Origin of the sequence: Janthinobacterium rivuli, assembly GCF_029690045.1 — a bacterium.
Lineage (GTDB): Bacteria > Pseudomonadota > Gammaproteobacteria > Burkholderiales > Burkholderiaceae_D > Janthinobacterium > Janthinobacterium rivuli.
Window position 1 is genome coordinate 2,223,850 of record NZ_CP121464.1, and the last position, 20,953, is coordinate 2,244,802.

At 63.7% G+C, this 20,953-nt stretch carries 22 protein-coding genes; 9 read left to right on the forward strand and 13 right to left on the reverse strand.

The window, feature by feature from the left end:
• Nucleotides 1-27: 27 nt before the first annotated feature.
• The 10 genes from P9875_RS10205 to P9875_RS10250 form a co-directional block, all read right to left on the reverse strand.
• Nucleotides 28-708: a hypothetical protein gene (locus P9875_RS10205; RefSeq protein WP_278318295.1), complete on the reverse strand. Its 681-nt coding sequence runs from the start codon at nt 706-708 to the stop codon at nt 28-30.
• Nucleotides 709-777: 69 nt separating this feature from the next.
• A complete protein-coding gene (locus tag P9875_RS10210; protein WP_278318296.1) occupies nt 778-1,107 on the reverse strand; it encodes a hypothetical protein in 330 nt (109 codons plus the stop codon).
• A 115-nt stretch (nt 1,108-1,222) separates the two neighbouring features.
• A complete protein-coding gene (locus P9875_RS10215) occupies nt 1,223-1,735 on the reverse strand; it encodes a hypothetical protein (protein WP_278318297.1) in 513 nt (170 codons plus the stop codon).
• A 27-nt stretch (nt 1,736-1,762) separates the two neighbouring features.
• Nucleotides 1,763-2,197, reverse strand: a complete 435-nt coding sequence (locus P9875_RS10220) for a hypothetical protein (RefSeq protein WP_099402592.1) — start codon at nt 2,195-2,197, stop codon at nt 1,763-1,765.
• A 116-nt stretch (nt 2,198-2,313) separates the two neighbouring features.
• A complete protein-coding gene (locus tag P9875_RS10225) occupies nt 2,314-3,660 on the reverse strand; it encodes a sigma-54-dependent transcriptional regulator (RefSeq protein ID WP_034758888.1) in 1,347 nt (448 codons plus the stop codon).
• Between the two features lie 3 nt (nt 3,661-3,663).
• The gene (locus tag P9875_RS10230; RefSeq protein ID WP_278318298.1) at nt 3,664-5,553 is read right to left on the reverse strand and encodes a sensor histidine kinase; all 1,890 of its coding nucleotides are present in this window, start codon (nt 5,551-5,553) and stop codon (nt 3,664-3,666) included.
• A gap of 242 nt (nt 5,554-5,795) precedes the next feature.
• The gene (locus P9875_RS10235; RefSeq protein ID WP_034786306.1) at nt 5,796-6,587 is read right to left on the reverse strand and encodes an ABC transporter ATP-binding protein; all 792 of its coding nucleotides are present in this window, start codon (nt 6,585-6,587) and stop codon (nt 5,796-5,798) included.
• 11 nt (nt 6,588-6,598) lie between these two features.
• A complete protein-coding gene (locus P9875_RS10240; protein ID WP_423221832.1) occupies nt 6,599-7,408 on the reverse strand; it encodes an ABC transporter permease in 810 nt (269 codons plus the stop codon).
• Between the two features lie 27 nt (nt 7,409-7,435).
• The gene (locus P9875_RS10245; RefSeq protein ID WP_035826308.1) at nt 7,436-8,437 is read right to left on the reverse strand and encodes an ABC transporter substrate-binding protein; all 1,002 of its coding nucleotides are present in this window, start codon (nt 8,435-8,437) and stop codon (nt 7,436-7,438) included.
• 397 nt (nt 8,438-8,834) lie between these two features.
• Nucleotides 8,835-9,071, reverse strand: coding sequence for a hypothetical protein (locus P9875_RS10250; protein WP_278318300.1), 237 nt, complete (start codon nt 9,069-9,071; stop codon nt 8,835-8,837).
• A gap of 480 nt (nt 9,072-9,551) precedes the next feature.
• Between P9875_RS10250 and P9875_RS10255 the strand changes: the two genes are divergently transcribed.
• Nucleotides 9,552-10,052: a winged helix-turn-helix domain-containing protein gene (locus P9875_RS10255; RefSeq protein WP_223278908.1), complete on the forward strand. Its 501-nt coding sequence runs from the start codon at nt 9,552-9,554 to the stop codon at nt 10,050-10,052.
• A 232-nt stretch (nt 10,053-10,284) separates the two neighbouring features.
• Nucleotides 10,285-11,157, forward strand: coding sequence for a zinc-dependent peptidase (locus P9875_RS10260; RefSeq protein ID WP_035826313.1), 873 nt, complete (start codon nt 10,285-10,287; stop codon nt 11,155-11,157).
• Nucleotides 11,158-11,166: 9 nt separating this feature from the next.
• On the opposite strand, the gene P9875_RS10265 is transcribed toward P9875_RS10260, so the two are convergent.
• Together P9875_RS10265 and P9875_RS10270 are read right to left on the reverse strand one after the other, a co-directional pair.
• A complete protein-coding gene (locus P9875_RS10265) occupies nt 11,167-11,856 on the reverse strand; it encodes a LytR/AlgR family response regulator transcription factor (protein ID WP_278318301.1) in 690 nt (229 codons plus the stop codon).
• A complete protein-coding gene (locus tag P9875_RS10270; RefSeq protein WP_278318302.1) occupies nt 11,853-13,502 on the reverse strand; it encodes a histidine kinase in 1,650 nt (549 codons plus the stop codon). Before P9875_RS10270 ends, P9875_RS10265 begins: the two co-directional genes overlap by 4 nt.
• A 164-nt stretch (nt 13,503-13,666) precedes the next feature.
• On the opposite strand from P9875_RS10270, the gene P9875_RS10275 reads away from it, so the two are divergent.
• The 7 genes from P9875_RS10275 (at nt 13,667) to P9875_RS10305 (ending at nt 20,012) form a co-directional block, all read left to right on the forward strand.
• Nucleotides 13,667-15,757: a serine hydrolase gene (locus P9875_RS10275; RefSeq protein WP_278318303.1), complete on the forward strand. Its 2,091-nt coding sequence runs from the start codon at nt 13,667-13,669 to the stop codon at nt 15,755-15,757.
• 91 nt (nt 15,758-15,848) lie between these two features.
• On the forward strand, nt 15,849-16,679 hold the full coding sequence (locus P9875_RS10280) for a transporter substrate-binding domain-containing protein (RefSeq protein WP_099402600.1): 831 nt from the start codon (nt 15,849-15,851) through the stop codon (nt 16,677-16,679).
• Between the two features lie 14 nt (nt 16,680-16,693).
• Nucleotides 16,694-17,377 (forward strand): amino acid ABC transporter permease, encoded by a 684-nt coding sequence (locus tag P9875_RS10285; RefSeq protein WP_278318304.1) that lies wholly within the window; start codon nt 16,694-16,696, stop codon nt 17,375-17,377.
• Complete coding sequence (locus tag P9875_RS10290; RefSeq protein ID WP_278318305.1) at nt 17,377-18,069, forward strand: amino acid ABC transporter permease; 693 nt, start codon at nt 17,377-17,379, stop codon at nt 18,067-18,069. Before P9875_RS10285 ends, P9875_RS10290 begins: the two co-directional genes overlap by 1 nt.
• Nucleotides 18,066-18,809, forward strand: coding sequence for an amino acid ABC transporter ATP-binding protein (locus P9875_RS10295; protein WP_278318306.1), 744 nt, complete (start codon nt 18,066-18,068; stop codon nt 18,807-18,809). The genes P9875_RS10290 and P9875_RS10295 overlap by 4 nt, the downstream gene beginning before the upstream one ends.
• 105 nt (nt 18,810-18,914) lie before the next feature.
• On the forward strand, nt 18,915-19,481 hold the full coding sequence (locus P9875_RS10300) for a glycine zipper domain-containing protein (RefSeq protein ID WP_035826331.1): 567 nt from the start codon (nt 18,915-18,917) through the stop codon (nt 19,479-19,481).
• 174 nt (nt 19,482-19,655) lie between these two features.
• A complete protein-coding gene (locus tag P9875_RS10305) occupies nt 19,656-20,012 on the forward strand; it encodes a hypothetical protein (RefSeq protein ID WP_278318307.1) in 357 nt (118 codons plus the stop codon).
• A gap of 21 nt (nt 20,013-20,033) precedes the next feature.
• Here the strand turns inward: P9875_RS10305 and P9875_RS10310 are convergent, their stop codons facing one another.
• Nucleotides 20,034-20,900, reverse strand: a complete 867-nt coding sequence (locus tag P9875_RS10310) for a universal stress protein (RefSeq protein WP_278318308.1) — start codon at nt 20,898-20,900, stop codon at nt 20,034-20,036.
• Nucleotides 20,901-20,953: the final 53 nt, after the last annotated feature.

Consider the following 20,953-nt stretch of genomic DNA (forward strand, 5'->3'; position numbering starts at 1 on the left):
CGCAAGCATTACGGAGAGAGAACCGCCTTATGGCGCGCTGAGGATCTTCGTCAGCGCAATCCGATACGCGGGCTGCACGTCGCCATCCTTGTCCAGCTTGTCCGTCATGATCACGCCGAAACCCTGCGCGTACCACACGTATTCGCCGCTTTTGCCTTTGCTTTTGCCGCCCACGTCATGCAGTTCGAACTTGCAGGCGTCGGGGAAGCGGCGGCCGCCCAGTTCCAGGCGTTCCCAGCCGAGGAAGGTGATGGAGAAATTGCGCTCGTCCGTGCGCGTCGAGGTCGTGATCTTGTCTGACAGGCCCGCCAGCGGGTAGTGGGTGCTCGTTTGCGTGTCCGAGAATTGCACGCGCACTTCCTGGCCGGGGCGCATGTTGGCGGGGATGGCGGACTGCGGCGTGTAAACGTTCTTGCTGCGCACGGTGCCGTCTTCATTGTAGTGGACGTTGCCCGTGAGGAATACCTGGCTATCGCGGATGTCCTGGTAGGACGTGGCCAGCAGCACGCCGCCGTTGAGGATCAGCTGCGTGCCCTTTTGTTTCTTGCCTTCGAACAGTTCCTCGACGTTGACTTGCGCGTCGCCATTGTTCTTGCTGAACTTGATACCCGTCGTCAGTTCCATGCACTCGCCCACCGTGGGCGCCGCCTGTACGCTCGCGGCCGTCAATACCCCTGCCGCCATCATTCCACACCATGCTGCTTTCATTGTCTTCCTGGCTATCTTGTAAAGGCGCGATGATAGCGTGCCTGAAAGCAACGTGGCGCAGCGCTGGACTTATTTCGTGGGGGCGACGGGGATGCTGGGCACCGCTGGCGTCGACGCTGGCGGCTCGGTTGGCGCGCCGGAGTGGGCCTTGTTTTCCGGGTTGGCTGTCGGCTTCCCGCGCCGCGTGCGCTTGTCCGTGCGAGTTTTGCTGGTCTTGCCGTCGTGGATCAGCTTGCCTTTGTTGTCGAGCTTGTCGGAGGCATCCGATTGCTGGCCCGGATCCCTGGCATTGTTGGTGTGGTTGCCCGTCTGGTTCAGATTCGTCGTCGACTGGGCTTGCACCCAGGCGCCGCCAACGGTCATCAGGGTGGCGGCCAGCAAGAGAGCGGGAGTTTTCATGGTGCGTGTCCTGTGTAGAAAGTTGGAAGTTGCTGTCGAGACTCGATTGTCACATGCGTGCCGCCGTTTCCAAGTAGGAATATGCCGCATGCGTGTGTGAGCATATTGCCAGTGTTCACGCATGCTGGATCGCACGCAAGCGCAGGCGCCGCGCGCTCAGGCCGTCGCGCACGCACCACGCCAGCGAGATGGTGCCCATGGCGGCCAGCCACTGGCCGGGGCCGCCGGGCGGCAGGACTTGCATGGCCGTCGGCAGGGCCAGCCAGCCGGGCAGCGCCTGCAGCAGCAAGGTGGCGATCACGCCCAGGTTAATGAATAGCAGGACGTGCAGGATGCGTTCGGGTACGGGCAAGCGGCGCGTGTCGCCTTCGACCACGGTGTCGCGCAGCGAGACGAGTATTTCCGCCAGCAGCAAAGCCACAGGCCAGCAAGCGAGCCAGCCATGCCAGCTGAACAGGCCCAGCGAGGGGAACAGCAGGCCGAAGATGGCTTCGCGGGCGCTGTGCAGGCGCTGCTCGGCGGCCGCACCCGGGCGCGACGGCAACCGCACGAGCAACTCGTGGTTGAGGATGACGTCGGCCCCGCCCAGCAGGCCGTGCAGCAGCAGCGCGGCCTGCAGCGCCTTCATGGCTATCCCGTGCCGCGTTGCCGGCGTTTAGCGGCCAGGCTGGCGCGGCGGTACCACGCCCGTGTTGCCCGACGTGCCAGAGGTGCCGGTATTGCCGGAAGTTCCCGATGTCCCCGATGTCCCCGACGTGCCTGTACCGCCCGTATTGCCGTTCATGTTTTGCGTGCCGCTGCGCGCGGCGTTGCCTGCGGACTGGCCAGCGCTGCCCGGGGCGCCGCCGCCCGAGTTGGTGCCGCTGGTGGGTTGTCCCGCGCTGGTCGATTGTCCCGTATCGTGGCTGCGCGATTTGCCGGATTTCTTGTGCTGTTTCTTGCCATTCTTGCGCGTCGTCGTCGCGTCGTCTTGCGATGTGTTTTGCTGCGCGGACGTACCGGTGTTGCCAGTGCCCGTCGATTGGGCCTGTGCCAGGGCGCTTGCACTAGCGAACAGCAGGATGGCCAGCATCAATGCGGATGGTTTCATGGGAACTCCTTCTCTTGGCAGGAAGTGGAGTCACGATTCTGGCATGCGCGGGCAGGCCGGCAAGTAGGAGCGCGCCGCCCGCGGCTGTGGGTGCATGGCTGGCCGCGGCGCAGGCCTCAGCGGAACTGCTCGGTGGAAATATCGAAGCGCTTGAGCTTGTCGTACAGGGTTTTCTTCGGGATATTCAGGCTGGCCGCCGCGTCGATGACGTTGCCGTTGTGGCGGCGCAAGGCTTCCTCGATGATGGAAATCTCGAAGGTGTCGACTTGCTCGGCCAGCGACGCTTCGCGGCAGCCGGCCGGGCTGAGGGTGTCGTCAAGCAAGCCCAGCACGAAGCGGTCGGCCACATTGTGCAGCTCGCGCACATTGCCGGCCCAGCGCTGCGCCATCAGCGAGGCGATCAGTTCGCCGCTGACGAGGGCGGCCGGCTGGCCATAGCGCAGCGCCGCCTGCAGCACGAAAAATTCGAACAGCAGGGGGATATCTTCGCGCCGGTTGCGCAGGGCAGGCAGGGTCAGGCTGGCCACGTTCAGGCGGTAATACAGGTCGGGCCGGAATTTGCCCTGTTCCGCCAGCACATTCAAGTCTTCCTTGGCGGCGGCGATGACGCGGAAATTGACGGAAATCAGTTTATTGGAACCGAGCCGCTCCACCTGCCGCTCCTGCAGCACGCGCAGCAGCTTGACTTGCAGGGCCAGCGGCATGCTTTCGATTTCGTCGAGAAACAGGGTGCCGCCGTTCGCGTACTCGATCTTGCCGATGCGCTGGCGCTGCGCGCCCGTAAATGCCCCTTCCTCGTGGCCGAACAGTTCCGACTCGAAGATCGATTCGGGCAGGGCGCCGCAGTTGATCGCCACGAAAGGGTGGTCGCGCCGTTCGCTGAAGTCGTGCAGGCAGCGGGCGATGAGTTCTTTTCCTGTCCCCGTTTCGCCCAGGATGATGATGTCGGCAGACTTGGGCGCCAGGTTCAGCACCAGCTGGCGCACCTTGGCCATGGCCGCGCTGCGGCCCACGATGCGCGCTTCGATGCCGACCCGCTGCTCGAGCTGGCGGCGCAAGTTCATGTTTTCCAGCACCAGGTGGCGTTTATCGAGGGCGCGGCGGCACACTTCCACCAGCAAGTCGGCGGAAAATGGTTTTTCGATGAAATCGTAGGCGCCACGGCGCATGGCGCCCACGGCCATCGACACGTCGCCGTGGCCCGTGACGAGGATGACGGGCAGACTGGCATCCTGCGCCACGGCGATATCGAGCAGTTTCAAGCCATCCATGCCGGGCAGCTTGATATCGCTCAATAAAATGCCGGCAAATTCGGGCACCAGGTAGGGCAGCGCTTCTTCGGCCGTGGCCACGGCCGTCACTTGCAGGCCTGCCAGTTCCAGCGATTGCCGGGCGCCCTTGCGCACGACGGCATCGTCTTCCACCAGCAGCACTTGCATGCCTTCAAAATTATTCTCGTGCATTCCCTATTCCTTCGTCTCTATCTTATTCTCCCCCGGGGCGCAGCTCAGGGTGATGGTAAATTGTGCGCCGCCCCCTTCCTGCGCGCTGCGGTTGCGCACGGCCAAGGCGCTGCCGGCCGCGCGCAGTATGCCAGCGCTGATCGACAATCCCAAGCCCAGCCCGTGTTCCTTGGTGGTATAGAAGGGGTCGAAAATCTTGTCGAGCGAGGCCAGCGGGATGCCGGGGCCATTATCGGTGATATGCAGCACGGCGAGGTCGCCTTCGCGGCGCACCTGGAACCAGATTTGCACGGGCTCGCTTTCCGGCACGGCATCCATGGCATTCGTGATCAGGTTGGTAAACACCTGTTCCAGGCCGATGGCGTTGCACAGCACGATGATGTCGTCCTCAAGCCAGCTTTCATGCAGGGTCAGGCGCTGCGAATGCTTGCGCGTGCGGATTTGCAGCATGGTTTGCGCAAATGCCTGGCGCACGCTGACGGGCTTGCGCGCATCGTCGCTGCGCCGCGCAAAGCCCTTCAATTGCGACGTCACATAGCCGAGCCGCTTGACGAGGTCGGAAATGGTCGACAGATTATCGAGCGCATCGTCGATGCGCCCGCGTGCCAGAAACACCTTGGCATTGTCGGAAAACGTTTGCAGGGCGGCCAGCGGCTGGTTCAGTTCGTGCGTCACGCCGGCCGCCATCTGGCCGATGGCGGCCAGCTTGCCGCTTTGCACCAGTTCCGCCTGGGCATAGCGCAGGGTCTGTTCGGCCCGCTCGCGCTCGGCCACCTCGGCTTGCAGGCGGCCATTCGCGTGCACCAGGTCGGCCGTGCGCTGTTCGACCTTGATTTCCAGCTGTTCATAGGCGCGCGCCAGGGTTTGCTGCGCATTGAGCTTGTCGGCGATGCGGCGCCGGCGCTGGCGCGCATACATCAGGGCCAGCAGCAGCAAGGCCCAGCCCAGCGCGGCGGCGATGGCCGCGTTGCGCGCCGCCTCGTCGACCTGGTCGAGTTCGGCCAGCACGGTGATTTGCCATTGCAGCGGGCCCAGGGCGCGGTTCACGGCCAGATAGTCTGCGCTGCCGGACAGGGCGGGCGTATCGCCCGTCTGCGGACGTTCCAGGGTCATCACGCTGGCGCCATCGGCGAACTGGCGCCGCAGCCGGTGCGGCAAGATGGGCAGGTTTTCTTGCAGGAACTGGCGCTGTTCGCTGATGTTGTTCTTGGCATCCGCCGACAGCGGGGCCAGTGTCTTGAACTTGAAGGCGGGTGTGGTGGCCAGGATCAGCACGCCATTCGCGTCCTTGACCCAGATCTGTTCGCCCGCGCCCGGTGTGCGCCACGATTGCTCGATCCAGTCCAGGTTGACCTTGGCGGCGACGATGCCGATGATGCGCCCGTTGCGCTGCACGGGTTGCGAAATGAAATAGCCGGCCTCGAAGGTCGAGGCGCCGATGCCGTAGAAGCGGCCGATGCCGCCCGCGAACGCATCCTTGAAATAGGGCCGGAAACCGTAGTTGACGCCGACATACGAGCTGCGGTCTTGCCAGTTGCTCGACGCCAGGGTCGTGCCCTTGTCATCGAGCACGTAGACGGCAAAGGCGCCCGCGCGGCGGTTCATGTCGACCAGGTAGGCGTTGATCTGCGTGACCTTGTCGGCGCTGGGCTGTTCCAGTAATTGCGCCACGGCATCGCTCTGGGCCACGGCCAGGGGCAGGAATTCGTACTTGTTGAGGGCGCCGCCGATGGATGCCGCATACAGTTCCGCGCGCGAATCGAGCGTGCGGTGCAATTCATCGAGCTGGCGCTGCTTGACCCAGGCATACGACGCCCACGTCAGCACGACCAGCGATCCCACGGCCAGCAGGGGGCCGAGCGCGGGTCTCAGGGTCCGTTTGCCGAATGCCATGGTGCTCCGTGTGTCGGGTTAAGCGCGCGAGGGCCGCCAAGGCGGTATTGTAGTGTACGGTGGGATTCGCCTTGAATCGGCGAATCCTGATCTATATATGACATGCAAATATTCGGCGTCTGACAAAACCGTAGCGAGCGGCGATGATTTGTGGCCGAGAAGCGCAACCGTACTCTAGTACGGTGAGCATCGCCGGCCGCAAAGCGCGCCGCGCAGTAGGTTTGGTCAGACGCTACCAGCCACTAATCGGCGGTACTTGCCATGGTTTCCGCATTGTGATGACGCTGCTGCTCTTCCATCACCATCTCGCCCAGCATGCGTTTCAAGCGGTTGAACTCGGGGTCGCTCGGATCGCGCGGGCGGGGCAGGTCGATGGCCACGTCGCGCTTGATGGTGCCGGGACGGTAGGTCATGACGATGGTGCGGTCGGCCAGGTAGATCGATTCCTCGATCGAGTGCGTCACAAAAACGATGGTGGTGCCGAAGACTTTCCAGATTTTCAGCAATTCATCTTGCAGGTTGCGCCGCGTCAAGGCGTCCAGCGCGCCGAACGGCTCATCCATCAGCATGATCGGCGAATCGAGGGCCAGCACGCGGGCAATCGCCACGCGCTGGCGCATGCCGCCCGACAAGTCTTTCGGGTAGCGGGCGCGGAATTCCGTCAAGCCCAGCATGCTCAGCAGCATGTCGACTCGTTCCTTGATCTCGGCCGGCGTCTTGCCGGCGATTTCCAGGCCGAATGCGATATTGCTCTCGATGGTCATCCAGGGGAACAGCGCGTATTCCTGGAACACCATGCCGCGGTCGGGACCTGGCTCGGTGATCAGCTTGCCGCCGGCCAGGATCTGGCCCGACGTCGGCTGCGAAAAGCCGGCGATGGCGTTGAGCAGGGTCGACTTGCCGCAGCCGGATGGTCCCAGCAGGCAGATGAACTCGCCGCTGGCGATTTCCAGGTTGATATCCTTCAGGGCGATGACGTCCGCGCCGCCCGTGGTGAAGATTTTATTGACTGCATTGATATTGATCGTGGTCATGGCCGTTCCTCTCAGTGTTCCAGGCCGCGGTGCCACTGCAGCAAATGATTATTCAGGGCATTCATGGCCATATCGATGGCCAGGCCGAACAGACCGATGGTAAACATGCCAGCGATAATCTTGTCGGACCAGAAGTACTCGCGCGCTTCCAGGATGCGGAAGCCGAGGCCGCTATTCACGGCGATCATTTCCGCCACGATCACGACGATGAAGGCCGTGCCCATGCCGATGCGTGCGCCGGCCAGGATATACGGCGTGGCTGCAGGCAGGATGACGCGGCGGAACATGGTCATCTGGCTGGCGCCCAGGTTGCGCGCGGCGCGGATGTAGATGCCGTCGACCTGGCGTACGCCGGCGATGGTATTCATCAGCACGGGGAAGAAGGAACCGATGCTGATCAGGAAGAAGGCGGGCGGGTTGCCCAGGCCGAACCACAAAATTGCCAGCGGAATGTAAGCGATCGGCGGAATCGGGCGCAGCACCTGCACCAGCGGATCGAACAGTTTATAGATGGTCTTGTTGGTGCCCATCAGCAGGCCCAGCGGCAAGGCCAGGCCGGCGCCGATGGCAAAGCCGCCCAGCACGCGCGACAGGCTGGCCCAGGCGTCATGCGGCAGTTCGCCGGAGAACATCCACACCAGGTAATTGCCCGCTTCGGGCGTGTACGCTTCCATGGGGATCAGGTATTCATACCATTTCACGACCACGGCGACGGGCGAGGGCAGGATTTGCGGGTTGATCCAGCCGAACGTCGACATGGCTTGCCACAGCAGCAGCACGGCGACGGGCACGGCGGCGCCGTGCGCGAAGCGTTTCATCATTTGAATATTCATCGTGATACTTTCAGATTAGCGAGGTGCGTAGGATTTCTTGGCTTTTTCCAGCAGATCCAGCTTGACCCAATCCTTGGCGGCAGGCGCTTTGGCCATGCGGCCCACGCCGAATTTCACCATGTAGTCGGTGGTCAGCTGCACGTGGCTTTGCGTGATGTCTTCCGTGAAGATGGCGTTGTCGATGGCGTCGCGGTAATCGTCGGAGGTGATCTGGTTCTTGAACATCGATTCGCGCACGTATTTTTCCGCCAGTTTCGGGTCGGCCAGGAAGGCGCGCGTGGCGGCGACGAAGCAATCCATGAAGCGCTGGGCCACGGCCGGCTTTTCCTTGTACATTTTTTCCGTCATCACGAGCGCGCGCACGGGCTCGCCCAGCGGCGTGTCGTAAGGCTTGAGGATGGCCGCGCCGTATTTCTTGTGGATCGCCTGGGTGGAATATGGCTCGGACTGGCTCATGACGTCGATGTCCTTGGTCAGCAAGGCCTGGTTCAAGTCAGGGTAGCCCATGTACAGGATCTGCACGTCCTTGCCCGGCTTGTCGGACCAGGTCAGCTTGGCCTTGGTCAGTTCGGCAAACAGCAGGATTTCCTGCGGGCCGCCACGCGTGACGCCGACTTTCTTGCCTTTCAGGTCGGCGATGCCCTTGATGTTCAGGTCGGGACGGCCGACGATCTGCACGCCGCCCTTGGCGAAGCCGCCCACCAGGTACACGGGCAAGCCCGTGGCGCGGCCCGTGATGGCCGCTTCCAGCGCGCTGGCGGACACGTCGATTTCGCCGGCGATCATGGCTGGCACGATGTCGAGGCCCTTGGCGAAGATGCGCTCTTCAATTTTCAAATCGTATTTCGGCGCGATTTCCTTCATGTAGGCGACGGCGCCGTAATGGGCGAATTTCAGGTTGCCCAGGCGAACCAGGTCGGCCGCATGGACGGCCAGCGGGAATTGCGCGGCCAGGGCGACGGCCACGGCCAGTGCCTTGGTGTTCAGGAAGGACGAGATGCGGAAGGTGCGTGCCATGCTGTTGTCTCCAAAAGGTAGATGGTTTTATATAGTGGGTCAGGCTGCCGCTCTGATGGCGGTTATGAAAATATAAAAGCATCTTCCGTGCCAGTGGAGCGTATTTTGGCGTTTATTGCAAGTGATTGTTTATAAAGGTTTAATTTGAATCCATTGAAAATGGGAAATGGCGGGATTCCGCTTTTCCGCACGGCGAGGGGAAAGGCTGTGCGGATAGCCGCATTTCCGGTGGCCGCTTCGAGGTTGGCTGGCGGGGCCGCATGCCGGTGAACCTTCAGGGCGCGGCCGACTCCAATCGTAAAAAAACGCGTTGCAAACAGGCTGGCAACGCGTAACTCCCCCGTGGAGTAGGGGCGGCGCCGCGCGGGCGCCTGATGGATAGCTCCGTCTGCCGGGCTTACTTTGGCGCCGTGGCCGGTGGCAGGGCGGGCGCCGTGGCGGGATCGGTCAGCGGCGCAGGCGGCGTCGTGCTGCCAGGGTCTGTGTCTGGCGTGGCTGGCGTGACGGGGGCCGGCATTACTTGTGGCGCGGAACTGGGATTGGGCGCCGTTTCGGGCAGGGGCGCCTCGGCCGGTTTTTTACAGGCGGACAGGCTGACGAGCAAGGCGGCGGCCAACAGGGCAGGTATTTTCATGATGTTTCCTTTGCAAGAGTCGAAGGATCGCGATGCGGGCGGCAGGCGCTGCGCGCGAAGCTTGAATTTATTGCAATGGCGCTTGCGCTTCTGTTCGCTATTTCACTTTGCGCCATGAATGGGAGCACACGGTAGTCATACAGGGATTTTAGATGTCATTTTTAGATGCCATGCGAGAAATGATTCGGTAGGGCAATATTTTTCACTTTCTTGCTTCTAATGTTCGTTAACGCACAGACCGTAGCCGCCGACACAGGCATTCTGTGCCCAGACGCTCAGGATTCGTGGTGTTCTGGTATAAAAATTGCCAAGAACTTAACAATTCGGGCTACCGGCAATCTGTTTAAAAGGAGTATTCAAATGCATGCAATGACTCAGTCTCACGTGAAGAGCGAATTAAAGGCAGCGCACCAGGAACTTCGTAGCCCCGAAAAAGGCTCGCAAATGGTAGAACGCGCAGCACCCATCCCCCCGGAACGCATGAACCCCATTTCCATGGCACCGATCGAGCGCGTGCGTTCGACGTCGGCAACCCTGCGCCGCATCGAAAACATGCAAAAGCTGATCGGCGAATTGTCGCTGCACGAGATGCTGGCCGATGAAATCGCCTGGTTCCTCAAGTTTTCGCCATCGGGCGCCCGCAAATACATCCGCGACCTGCGCGAAGCGGGCGTGATCGAACTGGCCCGCTACATCGAAGGCACCGCCACCTACCTGGGCAAGGCAGTGTACCAGCTGACGCCAGACCCTGAGCGCGTGCGCGCCTTCCTGGCCGCCATCGTCCAGCCAAAACGCGAAGGCGCGCCACCGCGCAAAGACCGTCCAGGCCTGCGCGAGCAAAGCATGGCAGGCAGCGGCCGTCACTTCCACATCCTGGCCGATGACACGCATTACGCCATCCGCGTCAACCGCGGTCCCGTGACGCGCGATCCGCTCGTCGCCGCCTTGTTCGGTGCGCCACAGCAAAAGTCGGCCGAGTAACACCTGACGGTTTAGTCAGGCGTTGTGAGCTTGTAATGAAAGCCGGGTTACGCCCCGGCTTTTGGCGTTGGCGCAGGCCGTTTCACGTAGTCTGATTGAAAAGACTGCAAGCATCCCCATGTGGGCTGGACTGTTGCCCGCGACGCGGGTTCACTTGAAGGAGCTTGTCCTTGTCTGCCTACGCCGTGTCCCTTTGCCCCATTGGCCTGATTGTCCCGCAGCGGGCCGCCGCATGAACCCGCTGCTGTGGATCGCCCTCGTCACGGCCGCCATCGTCTTGTCGCTGTGGTTTCCCCGCTGGCGCCTGAAGCGGGCGCTGTCCAGGCCCTTGCCGGCTGAAGGCCTGGCCGTGCTGGAAAAGAATATCCCCGTGTATCCGCGCATGCCTGCGCCGCTGCAGGAGCAGTTGCGCCGCCTCGTCGTGCAATTCCTGTATCAGAAGAAATTCGTCGGTTGCGGCGGCCTGGAGATCACGGACGAGATGCGCTACACCATCGCGGGACAGGCTTGCTTGCTGCTGCTGAACCGCCAGACGCAGGTGTATCCGGAACTCGACACCATCCTCGTGTATCCCACGGAATTCATCGTCACGCGCGATGAAGTGGGACCGGGCGGCGTGGTGACGCCATCGGCGAATGGTTTATTGGGCGAATCCTGGGGCGATGGCAGAGTGGTGCTGGCCTGGGATCACGTGCAGCGCGGTGCGGCCGACTGGACCGATGGCCACAATGTCGTGCTGCATGAATTCGCCCACCAGCTCGACAGCGAATCGGGCGCCGCGAATGGCGCACCTTATCTGCCCAGCGTATCGAGCTACCGCAGCTGGGCCACGGTGCTGTCGCGCGACTTCGACAACCTGCGCCACGACGCCATCTACCAGCAGCACAGCGTGATGGACCATTACGGCGCCACGAATCCCGCCGAATTCTTTGCCGTGGCCACGGAAACCTTCTTTGAAAAGCCATACCAGATGGCTGAGCACCACGAGGAGCTGTACGCGCAATTCTTGCAGTACTACAAGGTCGACCCGCGCGACTGGATGGCGCCGCCCGTGGAAGCCGAGCACATGGCTTCGCCATTTCCCAATTTTGCCCAGCACTGGTAAGCGGGGACTTTAGCCCAGCAGCCGCTGTTTCAGCGCGGGATAGCTGCCGCGCGACACGGGGATGCCCGTGCTCGTCTGCGTATCGAGCGCATACTTGCCGCCTGCCGCGATCTGCAGCCGCTTGAAACCGAGGCTGTTGACGATGTAGGAGCGGTGCACGCGCAGGAAGTGCGGCGGCAGCAAGGCCATGAGCTTGTCGATGGCCAGGTCGTGAAAGCACTGTTCGCCGCTGCGCAGCACGATATTGCTGTAGTGGCCATCGGCTTGCACGTGGTCGATGTCGGCCATGGCGATCCATTCCAGTGCGCCCCGTTTCTTGACGGCCAGCGAAGCCGCGTCCGTGTGCCGCTCCGTGTAGCGTTGCAACGCCTTGTGCAGGCGTTCGCGGCTGAACGGCTTGGCAACGAAGTCGAGCACGCCGAACTCGAAGGCCGTGATCGAGCGTTCCGCGTGGGCCGAGACGATGATGGTCTGCAACGGAGCCTTTTGGGCCAGACGCAGCAGCTCATAGCCGTCGGCGCCGTGCAAATTCAAGTCCAGCAGCAGCAAGTCGACTTGTTCCTGGGCCAGCGCAGCTAGCGCTTGCGGCACATTGTCATGCAGCGCGAGATTGCCGAGACGCTTGCCGAAATGCGCGCGCACCTCGCGTTCGAGGCCTTGCGCGATCAGCGGTTCATCTTCCAGTATCAATACATTCATGGCGCCGCCGGCAAGGAAAAGGTGAGGCGCCAGCCTGCCTGCTGCCGTTCGCTGGCATAGTGGGCCATGTCGCCAAACACGGCGTGCAGGCTGGCGCGGATGTATTGTTCGCCCACGCCGCCGCCCGCATGCGGGCGCGCTTCGCCTTCGGGCAGGAGCACGGTGAGCACCTGCGTTTGCGCATGTCGTGCGATACGCAGGATAAAGGCCGCGCCGTGGCGGTAGCGGTTGTGGCTGAACGCGTTTTCCAGCGCCGTCAGCAACAGGGCGGGCGGCACGGTGATGCCCGCCGCTTCGCCGTCGAGCTGCAGGCTGCACGGCTGCTGCAGCCGCGTGCCCATGATGCTCAGGTAATTCTGGCACAGGGCCAGTTCCTGCGTCAGGGCGATGCTGGGCTGCTGGGCGAATTCATTGAGCATGCGCAACTCGGCGCCCAACGCCTCGATGAAGGTTTCGGCCGTCTGCGGCGATTGCGCGTTGAGTTCGCTGATCAGGCTCAGGGAATTCATCAGGAAATGCGGCTGCATGCTTTTGCGCAAGAGCTGGTTTTCCAGCTGCTGGGCACGCGCCGCCTTGCTGCGCTCGCGCAGCAGTTGCGCCAGCAATTGCGCGCATAAAGGCAGCAGCAAAAAGCACACGACGAGGGCGAAGCCGCCTTCGGCAAACTGGCTGCCCGTCAGCAGGAACAGGGCGCACGAGGCCAGCGCGATCAAGGCGCCGCCACGGCTGCCCGGCAGACGGCGCCACACGGCGCCCAGGCTGAGCGCCAGGCTCGCTGCCAGGCCCGTCAAAAACATCAGCCAGCAGCGCGCGTCGAAATGCGCGGGCAGTGCGCCGGCCAGCGCGATGCATGCCAGCAGTAACACCGCCGCCAGTGGCCAGCGCGGCAGGCGGTAGGCCGTATAAAAATACAGGGGCAGCAAGGCGGAAAACAGCCAGGTCAGGGCGCTGACGGCGTACAGGCGCGGCAAATGCATGGGATAGGCATAGCCGGCAAAGCTGCGCCAGAGTTCCGCCACCAGCAGCAGCGCCGCCACCAGGCACAGCGCGGCAAACATGGCCCAGTGCCGCTGCCGCTGGTACAGCGCCGTCAAGGCGAGAAACAGCAGGGCGACGGCGCCCAGCGCTCCGGCCAGCAGCAGCGGCGGCAGCCGGTACCAGGCCAGCCCCGCGCGGTAGTCTTGCCGGTCGACCAGGTACAGCGCATAAAAGGGCGACGTCAAGTGCGCCGGCACCTGCTGCGTCGACAGCAGCAGGCGCAGGTGGTGCGTGCCCTTGGTCAATTGCTGGGGCGTCAGGTGGATGGCGAAATCGATGTCGCCCGCGCGTTCCCCGCTGGCATGGCGGGCCGGCTGGCCATTGTTGCCGATCAAGTCGCCGTCCAGCCACAGCTCGCTGGAAGCCAGCGCCGACAGCACCAGCAGCTGCGTCGACGAGGGCGTGGCGGCCAGGGTGACGTCGCGCTCCACGCACAGCAGCAGGCCCGGCCGCACCAGTTGCTGCAGCGTGGCGGCGGGCGCGGACGGCGGGTTGCCGCAGGCGCGCCAGCCTTCGTCCAGCCAGAGCGGAGTCATGGCGCAGGCGAAACAGGGCAAGGCCAGGCAGCACAGCAGAAGGCAGCGGAAGAAGGAGGACATGGCGGGCATTGTAGCTTCTCATTTACCAAGCATTTGCAACATTTTCATCCACTTTGGTGTCGTTCGTGCGTGCTGCGTGCATTTCGTGCACGGCCTGCCAATAGTGTGCGAAAGACACTTACCATGCATCAGCGCCGTGCTGTGCACACGGCCCTCACCATGGAATCTTGACTATGCAAAGCAGCAAATACTACGGTTTCGCCGGCGCGCTGGCCCTGTTCTGCGGCGTGGCGCAAGCCGCTTCCGCGCCCGCTGCTGTTCCTGCTCCTGCGCTGGCCGCGCGCCTGGCCGACTTCGACGGCTGGGTCGCCCAGCGCATGGGCGCGGAACGCATTCCGGGCGTGACCGTCGGTTTCAGCCAGGGCGACGTGCAATGGGTAAAAGGCTATGGCTATGCGGACCTGGAAAACCGCGTGCCGGCCACGGCCCACTCCAGCTACCGGCTGGCGTCCGTCACCAAGCCGATGACGGCGGTGGCCATTTTGCAACTGGTGGAACAGGGCAAGATCGACCTGGATGCGCCCGTGCAAACCTATGTGCCGTACTTCCCCGTCAAAGGGTTCCCCGTGACGGTGCGCCAGCTGCTGGGCCACCTGGGCGGCATCGACGCCTACCGCAACAGCCAGGTGGAACAGCATTTCAAGGAGCACAAGGATACGCGCCAGTCCATCGCCGTCTTCGAGCAGTTCGACCTGATCGCGGAACCGGGCACGCGCTTTCGCTACACCAGCTATGGCTACAACTTGCTGGGCGCCGTCATCGAGGGCGCCTCGGGCGAAAGCTATGGCGGCTACATGCGGCGCCACGTGTGGGGCCCGCTGGGCATGGACGCCACCGTGCTGGATGATCCGGACGCCGTGATCGCCCACCGCGTGCGCGGCTACCGGCTGGCCGGCAAGGAGTGGAAGAACTCGGAATTCGTCGACATCAGCAGCCGCTTTTCGGCCGGCGGCACGCGCGCCAGCGTGCCCGACATGCTGGCGTTCGGCAGGGGTGTCCATGCCGGCAAGATACTGTCGGCGGCCAGCGTGGCCGCCATGGTGCAGCCGATGGCCACGCGCGCCGGCCGCTTGACGAACTATGGCATGGGCTGGGAAATCTTCCCCACGGGCGGGCGCTACGCCATTGCCCACAGCGGCCAGCAGCCGGAAACCGTCACCTATCTGTACAGCTTTCCCTCGCGCAAGCTGACCCTTGCCGTCGCCTCCAATCTGGAGCGCGTCAATCCGGAAGCCTTCGTGCAGCGCCTGTTCGAGGTGGTCACGGGCGAACCGTGGCAGCTGACCACCTATATCGCCGATGCGGGCGCGCAGCGCGCGTACCAGGTGGCGCAAGGCTTGTTCGAGGAAGGCAGGGCATATGCCGAGCGCACGGATCAGCCATATGCCGATGCGGCCGCCACGCGCGAGGCATTTACGCAAATCAACCAGCAAGCGCTGGCGCCTGACGCGAGGGCGGCGCGCGCCTACATCGACGTGGCCCGCCATCCCGCAGGTGGCCGCGTGTTTCTCACGGCCGGCGCCAGCATGGCCAGGCAATTGCGCGAGGCGGGCGTCGACCTGAATCAATATGCGCGCGGCGGCGCGCTGGCATTTGCGCGCGACTATGTCCTGTTGTCGCAAGGGACAAAGGCCGGCGCCTTGCCCCGTTTTGAGGCCGCTTTCGAGCAAGCCATCGTGTCCCTGGCCGGCAGCTGGGACCGCACGGCCGCCATCGCCTGGCCGGCAGCGCCCGTCCTCACGGCAGCACGCGATAGCCAGCTGCGCGCGGCCTTCCGCGGCCAGCGCGCCTATCCCGATTTCGTGCCCGAGTTGCAGGAACTGGCGCAAGCATCGGCCGCGCGCGGCGAGACAGACGCGGCGCTGGCGGCCAGCCGCCTGGCCGTGGAACTGTATCCGCTCAGCGACCGCGCGCATGCGCTGCAAGGCTTGACCTTGCTGCGCGCCGGCAAGACGGAACCGGCCGTCGCCGCGCTGCGCCTGGCGCTGGAGCGCGACCCGCTGGGCGCGGCCAGCCCCGCGGCGCTGAATCTGGAAGCGTATCGACTGAAAGGCAGCGGTGCCGTGGCGCAAGGCATGGCCGTGCTGCAGGCGGCCGTCAGCCTGCATCCGCGCGACGCGAATCTGCAGGACAGCCTGGCCGAGTTTTATGTCGAGCAAGGCTTGCGCCCGCAGGCCGTCGAGGCCTATCGCCAGGCGCTGCAGCTTGACCCCCGCTATCCGGGCGCCGTGGGCGCCAGGGCGGCGATCATCCGCCTTAGATGAATTCTTCATATGCAAGGCTGAAAAGATTCCTTTTTGGAAATAAGCGTGCCGCGGTCTAATGGCGGCATTCGTTATCCACCAGAGGAATTCCATGCAGACCCGTCTTCACTTCGCCGCGCTTCTTTTCACTTCCATCGCCTTTGCGCAGGTGGCGCAAGCGGACCAGCTGGCCGCCATCAAGGCGAAGGGCGAGCTGGTCTGCGGCACCCTGGGCACGGACGAGCCGAACAGCTTCATCGACGCCAGGTCGCGCCAACTGGTCGGCTATGAAGTGGACCTGTGCCGCGCCATCGCCCAGGGCCTGGGCGTCAAGCCGGTGATCAAGCAGCTGGCCGTGGCCGCCCGCATTCCCGAATTGCAGCAGGGCCGCATCGATATCCTGACGGCGTCCCTGACGCACAACAAGGAACGCGAAGCGCTGATCGATTTTTCCCTGTCCACGTTTTACACGGGCCAGCGCGTGCTGGTGAAAAAAAGCAGCAATATCACGACGGTCGCTGGCCTGGCCGGCAAGAAAGTGCTGACCGTCAAGGGCGGCACGCAGGAGCCGAATATTCGCAAGGCCGTGCCCGGCGTGGACGTGGTGACGTTCGAGACGGCGGGCCAGGCTTACCTGGGCTTGCAGCAGGGAAAAGGCGTCGGCTATGTCGACGATGAAGTCTCCTTGCTCAACAACTACGCCAAGCTGGGCGCCGCGCAAAAGGATTACATTGTGCTGCCGCAAAACATCAGCCAGGAAGTGTTTGCCTTCGGCATCCGCAAGGGCGAGACGGGCGTGAAGACAGCCGTCGACCAGGTGCTGCGCGGGCTGGAAAAATCGGGCGAGGCGGAAAAACTGTTTTTCAAATGGTATGGCCCGACGAGCAATGTGAAGTTCCAGAAACGCAATTTCAAGATCGAATCGGACAAGATCGACGCCTGAACCTTGCCTGACGCTTGCGCATGTTTGATCTGAACTTTCTGCTGGCCGGCGACTACCGCGACTGGTTGCTCTCCGGCCTGCTGCTATCCCTGCAACTGCTGGCCATCACCTTGCTCTTGTCTCTGCCGCTGGCGTGCGGCGTGGCCATGCTGCGCCTGGCGCCGTCGCGCCTGCTCAATGGGCTGGGCGCCGCGTATGTCGAGCTGATCCGCAACGTGCCCTTGCTGGCGCACTTCCTGTTCTGGTATTTCGGCGCGCCCGAATTGCTGCCCGACACGTGGAAGGAACGCTTGTATGCCGGCAATATCGAAGCCGTCAGCGCCATCACGGCCCTGACCTTATATACGGCCGCCTACATGGCGGAAGATATCCGCAGCGGCATCCGCGCCATTCCTGCCCAGCAATTCGAGGCGGGCAGGGCGCTGGGTTTCAGCTTTCTCGCCACCATGCGCCTGTGCATCGTGCCGCAGGCGCTGCGGCTGGCCGCGCCGCCGCTGCTGTCGCAAACCCTGAACCTGTGGCAAAACACCAGCATCGCCACCGTCATCGGCGTGGCCGAGCTGATGTACCAGACGCAGCGCGTGGAAGCGGCCTCGTTCCGCAGCGTGGAGGCGTTTGTCTTCGCCAGTGCTGCCTATCTGGTCGTGTCGCTGGTGATCGCGGGCCTGGCGGCCTGGCTGCAAAAGAAGGTGTCCTGATGCTGGAACTGCTCCATGATTACTGGCTGTATTTTCTCGTCGGTCGCTATCCCGAGGGACCTTTGGGCGGCCTGGCGCTGACGGTGCTGCTGGCCAGCCTGGCGCTGGTGCTGAGCCTGCCGTTCGGCTTGCTGCTGGGATTGGCGCGTCTGAGTCCCTGGCGGCTGCTGCGCTGGCCCGTCGCCGCGCTGATCCACGTGGTGCGGGGTATCCCCTTGCTGCTCGTCATCTTCTGGGCCTACTTTTTCCTGCCCAGCATCACGGGCCATGAAAGCGGGCAATTCGGTACCATGCTGGCGGCTCTCGTCATCTTCGACGGCATTTATCTGGCGGAAATCGTGCGTGCCGGCGTGCAAGCCGTGCCCACGGGCCAGGTGGAGGCGGCCCGTTCGCTGGGCTTGAACTATCTGGACAGCATGCGCCAGGTCGTGCTGCCGCAGGCGCTGCGCCACATGCTGCCGTCCCTGGTCAACCAGTTCGTCTCGACCATCAAGGAAACCTCGCTGGGCACCATCATCGGCCTGGCCGAAGTGTCGTTCATCGCCTCGCAAGTGAACGGCCTGGTGCTGACGAAACCCGTGCAAGTGTATTTTTTGCTGGGCATGACGTACTTTGTTTTATGTTTCAGTCTGTCGCGCGCCGCCTTCTGGCTCGAGCGGCGCCAGGCGCGTCTTTTGAAAGCGGCAGCATGATTACCTTTGACAACGTCAACAAATACTATGGCGACTATCACGCCTTGCGCGGCATCAATGAACACGTGGCCAAGGGCGAGGTGCTGGTCGTGTGCGGGCCGTCCGGTTCCGGCAAGTCGACCCTGATCCGCACCATCAACCGCCTGGAGGCGATCGCTTCGGGCCGCATCACGGTGGCCGGCCAGGACATCCACGTGCCGGGGCTGGACGTGAATGCCTTCCGCTCGCACATCGGTTTTGTGTTCCAGCAATTCAACCTGTTTCCGCATTTGTCCGTGCTGGACAATTGCGCGCTGGCGCCGCAGCGCTTGCGCGGCCTGACCCGGCGCGAGGCGGAAGAGCGGGCGCTGGCGTTGCTGGACCGGGTGGGCCTGGCGCACAAGGCGCGCGCCATGCCGGCGGCCCTGTCGGGCGGGCAGCAGCAGCGCGTGGCCATTGCCCGCGCGCTGGCCATGCAGCCGCCGCTGATGCTGTTCGACGAGCCGACCAGCGCGCTGGACCCTGAAATGGTGGGCGAGGTGCTGCAAGTGATGCGCGACCTGGCTCAGGGCGGCATGACGATGGTGTGCGTGACGCATGAAATGGGCTTTGCGCGCGAAGTGGCGGACCGCGTCTGGTTCATGGACCACGGGCAAGTGCTGGAACGGGCCACGCCCGAGGAATTTTTTACGCGGCCGCAACATGCGCGCGCACAACAATTCCTGTCCGATATCCGCAGCCCGTTCAGCGCGGCCGCATGATTGGCGGCTGTGTGCGCAAGCGAACGGTATTTCGCCGGCGGCAGGCGCACGCTAGCCAGGCAAGCGGCGCATGGTGCGCCAGCAGCCGATCAGGAGGGCCGTATCATGTCACGCATCATCGCAGGTCATTTTCAGTTGCAGGAACAGATAGACGCCGCGCGCGCGGCCCTGAACCAGGCGGGCTTTCCCGACAGCCGCATCAGCGCCTTCTTTGTCAACCAGCCGGGCCAGCACGACTTGCACGCGCTCGGCGGCGACCGCGACATGTCGCCGGGAGCGAAAGAGACGCCGGAAGGCGTGGTCGAGGGCGTGGCTGTCGGGGCCGCCGTCGGTGCGGGCATCGGCGCGGCCACCACCCTGGCGACAGGGCCGCTGGGCCCGGTGGTGGGGGCGCTGGTGGGCGCGCACGTGGGCTCGCTCTACAGTTTCAACAAGATGAAGGACGCGGGCGAGCCGGAAGCAAATGGCGAGGGGAACGCCGAAAACCGCCGCCAGCCACGCCATCCGGGCATGCTGATCGCCGTCGCGCTGGGCGGCCCCGACGAGCGCGAACGGGCGCTCGAAGCGTTGCACCGGCTGGGCGCCGAGCATATCGAGGAAGCGGAAGGCACGATCGCCAATGGCGACTGGCATGATTTCGACCCGCTCAGCATTCCCGTGCTGGTGGCGTGAATTCATAAATTCCGAGCTGCATGAAATTTAGGTATGATCCTTGTTAGTATTAGTAATTATTGGTAAATAATGCCGACAGGGATAGTTTCCGCGCGCCCGAAGTGAAACAGGACCAAGGTGACTGCCCGTAGTACTTGCCTCGCATGCTAACGAGTATGGATAGGAGGGCGCGTCATGACACAGGCATGGTTCATTCTGACACGGGCCGATGGGCGCGACATCTGCGCGCCCTCGCCGGCACAGCTGGCTGATGCGCTGGCCGAGGTCTACCGCGGCGGCGCCACGCAGGACGGCAGCCCGGCCGCCGTCTTGTTGCGCTTTGGCTACGACGATGGCCTGATGTATCAGGTCGAGGTCGCTAGCGGAGGCGAAGTCACTTTCGAGGAGTGGTCGGACCGTGATTGTGAAATCGCCCTGGCCACGCCGCGTCACATGTCGGCCCTGCCGCAGGACGACGCGCTGCAGCTGTGGCAGTGGCTGGCGCAGCGCCAGGTGGCGAAGATCCGCAGCCAGCCCTGGCAGGGCGGCTAACCCTGCCGTTTTTCCAAAGGTCTAGTGTGCCATCAGCACGGGGATCGTCATGCTTTGCAAAATCGTGCGCGTGACGCCACCGAGGATGGTTTCGCGCAGGCGCGAATGGCCATACGCTCCCATCACCAGCAAATCGGCCGACAGGTCGGCCGCCTGCGACAGCAGCGCTTCGCCGATGTCGCCGCGCCGCACGCCACCGCCATCGAGCAAATGCAGCCGCGCTTCCACGCCGTGGCGCGCCAGGTACTGCGTCAGTTCGGCGCCCGGTTGTTCGCCGTGCTCGGCCGCATGCACCTGGGCGTCGAAGATGGCCACGTGGACTTGCCCGGCGCGCTGCAGCAGGGGCAGGGCGGCGCTCACGGCGCGGCTCGCTTCCTTGCTGGCATTCCAGGAAATGAGCACATTGCGCGCCGCTGCCGGCGGCGCCAGCAGGGGCAGCGGCGGCGCATACGGCACGATCAGCACGGGACGGCCCGAATGCAGCAGCACATAGGCGGGAAAGTCGCGCATCACGGACGGCGATTTATCCTTGGCATTGTATTGGCTGATGACGACCAGGTCCGCATAGCGGGCCAGCAGGCTGATGCCGCCCGCCGCCTCGTCGTCGAGCACGCGCTGCTCGAACGAGGCGACGCCGGCCGCGCGCACCTGTTGCTCGAAACCGTCGAGGGCGCGCGTCGCCCGTTCCCGCAGGAAATTCAGATGCAAGCTCAGGTTCGGGTCGGCATCGAGGTCGGGCTGGTTCTGGTACAGCAGCCGCGACACGCCCGTCAGCGCCACGCCCGTCAGGTGGCCGCCGCAAGCCTGGGCGATGCTGGCGGCCGCGTCGATGCGGGCGCTGCGCCCGGCGCTGTCGTCGATGTGGAGCAATACGGTTTTATATGTCATGGCCTGTCCTCTCGCTGTGCGGTAGCGGTCATTCTGGCACAGACGGGGAGGCG

Excerpts from the sequence above, each read along its gene's own strand:
- P9875_RS10205 (WP_278318295.1), bottom strand. The coding sequence starts at position 708 with ATGAAAGCAGCATGGTGTGGAATGATGGCGGCAGGGGTATTGACGGCC.
- P9875_RS10210 (WP_278318296.1), bottom strand. The coding sequence starts at position 1,107 with ATGAAAACTCCCGCTCTCTTGCTGGCCGCCACCCTGATGACCGTTGGC.
- P9875_RS10215 (WP_278318297.1), bottom strand. The coding sequence starts at position 1,735 with ATGAAGGCGCTGCAGGCCGCGCTGCTGCTGCACGGCCTGCTGGGCGGG.
- P9875_RS10220 (WP_099402592.1), bottom strand. The coding sequence starts at position 2,197 with ATGAAACCATCCGCATTGATGCTGGCCATCCTGCTGTTCGCTAGTGCA.
- P9875_RS10225 (WP_034758888.1), bottom strand. The coding sequence starts at position 3,660 with ATGCACGAGAATAATTTTGAAGGCATGCAAGTGCTGCTGGTGGAAGAC.
- P9875_RS10230 (WP_278318298.1), bottom strand. The coding sequence starts at position 5,553 with ATGGCATTCGGCAAACGGACCCTGAGACCCGCGCTCGGCCCCCTGCTG.
- P9875_RS10235 (WP_034786306.1), bottom strand. The coding sequence starts at position 6,587 with ATGACCACGATCAATATCAATGCAGTCAATAAAATCTTCACCACGGGC.
- P9875_RS10240 (WP_423221832.1), bottom strand. The coding sequence starts at position 7,408 with ATGATGAAACGCTTCGCGCACGGCGCCGCCGTGCCCGTCGCCGTGCTG.
- P9875_RS10245 (WP_035826308.1), bottom strand. The coding sequence starts at position 8,437 with ATGGCACGCACCTTCCGCATCTCGTCCTTCCTGAACACCAAGGCACTG.
- P9875_RS10250 (WP_278318300.1), bottom strand. The coding sequence starts at position 9,071 with ATGAAAATACCTGCCCTGTTGGCCGCCGCCTTGCTCGTCAGCCTGTCC.
- P9875_RS10255 (WP_223278908.1), top strand. The coding sequence starts at position 9,552 with ATGAACCCCATTTCCATGGCACCGATCGAGCGCGTGCGTTCGACGTCG.
- P9875_RS10260 (WP_035826313.1), top strand. The coding sequence starts at position 10,285 with ATGAACCCGCTGCTGTGGATCGCCCTCGTCACGGCCGCCATCGTCTTG.
- P9875_RS10265 (WP_278318301.1), bottom strand. The coding sequence starts at position 11,856 with ATGAATGTATTGATACTGGAAGATGAACCGCTGATCGCGCAAGGCCTC.
- P9875_RS10270 (WP_278318302.1), bottom strand. The coding sequence starts at position 13,502 with ATGCCCGCCATGTCCTCCTTCTTCCGCTGCCTTCTGCTGTGCTGCCTG.
- P9875_RS10275 (WP_278318303.1), top strand. The coding sequence starts at position 13,667 with ATGCAAAGCAGCAAATACTACGGTTTCGCCGGCGCGCTGGCCCTGTTC.
- P9875_RS10280 (WP_099402600.1), top strand. The coding sequence starts at position 15,849 with ATGCAGACCCGTCTTCACTTCGCCGCGCTTCTTTTCACTTCCATCGCC.
- P9875_RS10290 (WP_278318305.1), top strand. The coding sequence starts at position 17,377 with ATGCTGGAACTGCTCCATGATTACTGGCTGTATTTTCTCGTCGGTCGC.
- P9875_RS10295 (WP_278318306.1), top strand. The coding sequence starts at position 18,066 with ATGATTACCTTTGACAACGTCAACAAATACTATGGCGACTATCACGCC.
- P9875_RS10300 (WP_035826331.1), top strand. The coding sequence starts at position 18,915 with ATGTCACGCATCATCGCAGGTCATTTTCAGTTGCAGGAACAGATAGAC.
- P9875_RS10305 (WP_278318307.1), top strand. The coding sequence starts at position 19,656 with ATGACACAGGCATGGTTCATTCTGACACGGGCCGATGGGCGCGACATC.
- P9875_RS10310 (WP_278318308.1), bottom strand. The coding sequence starts at position 20,900 with ATGACATATAAAACCGTATTGCTCCACATCGACGACAGCGCCGGGCGC.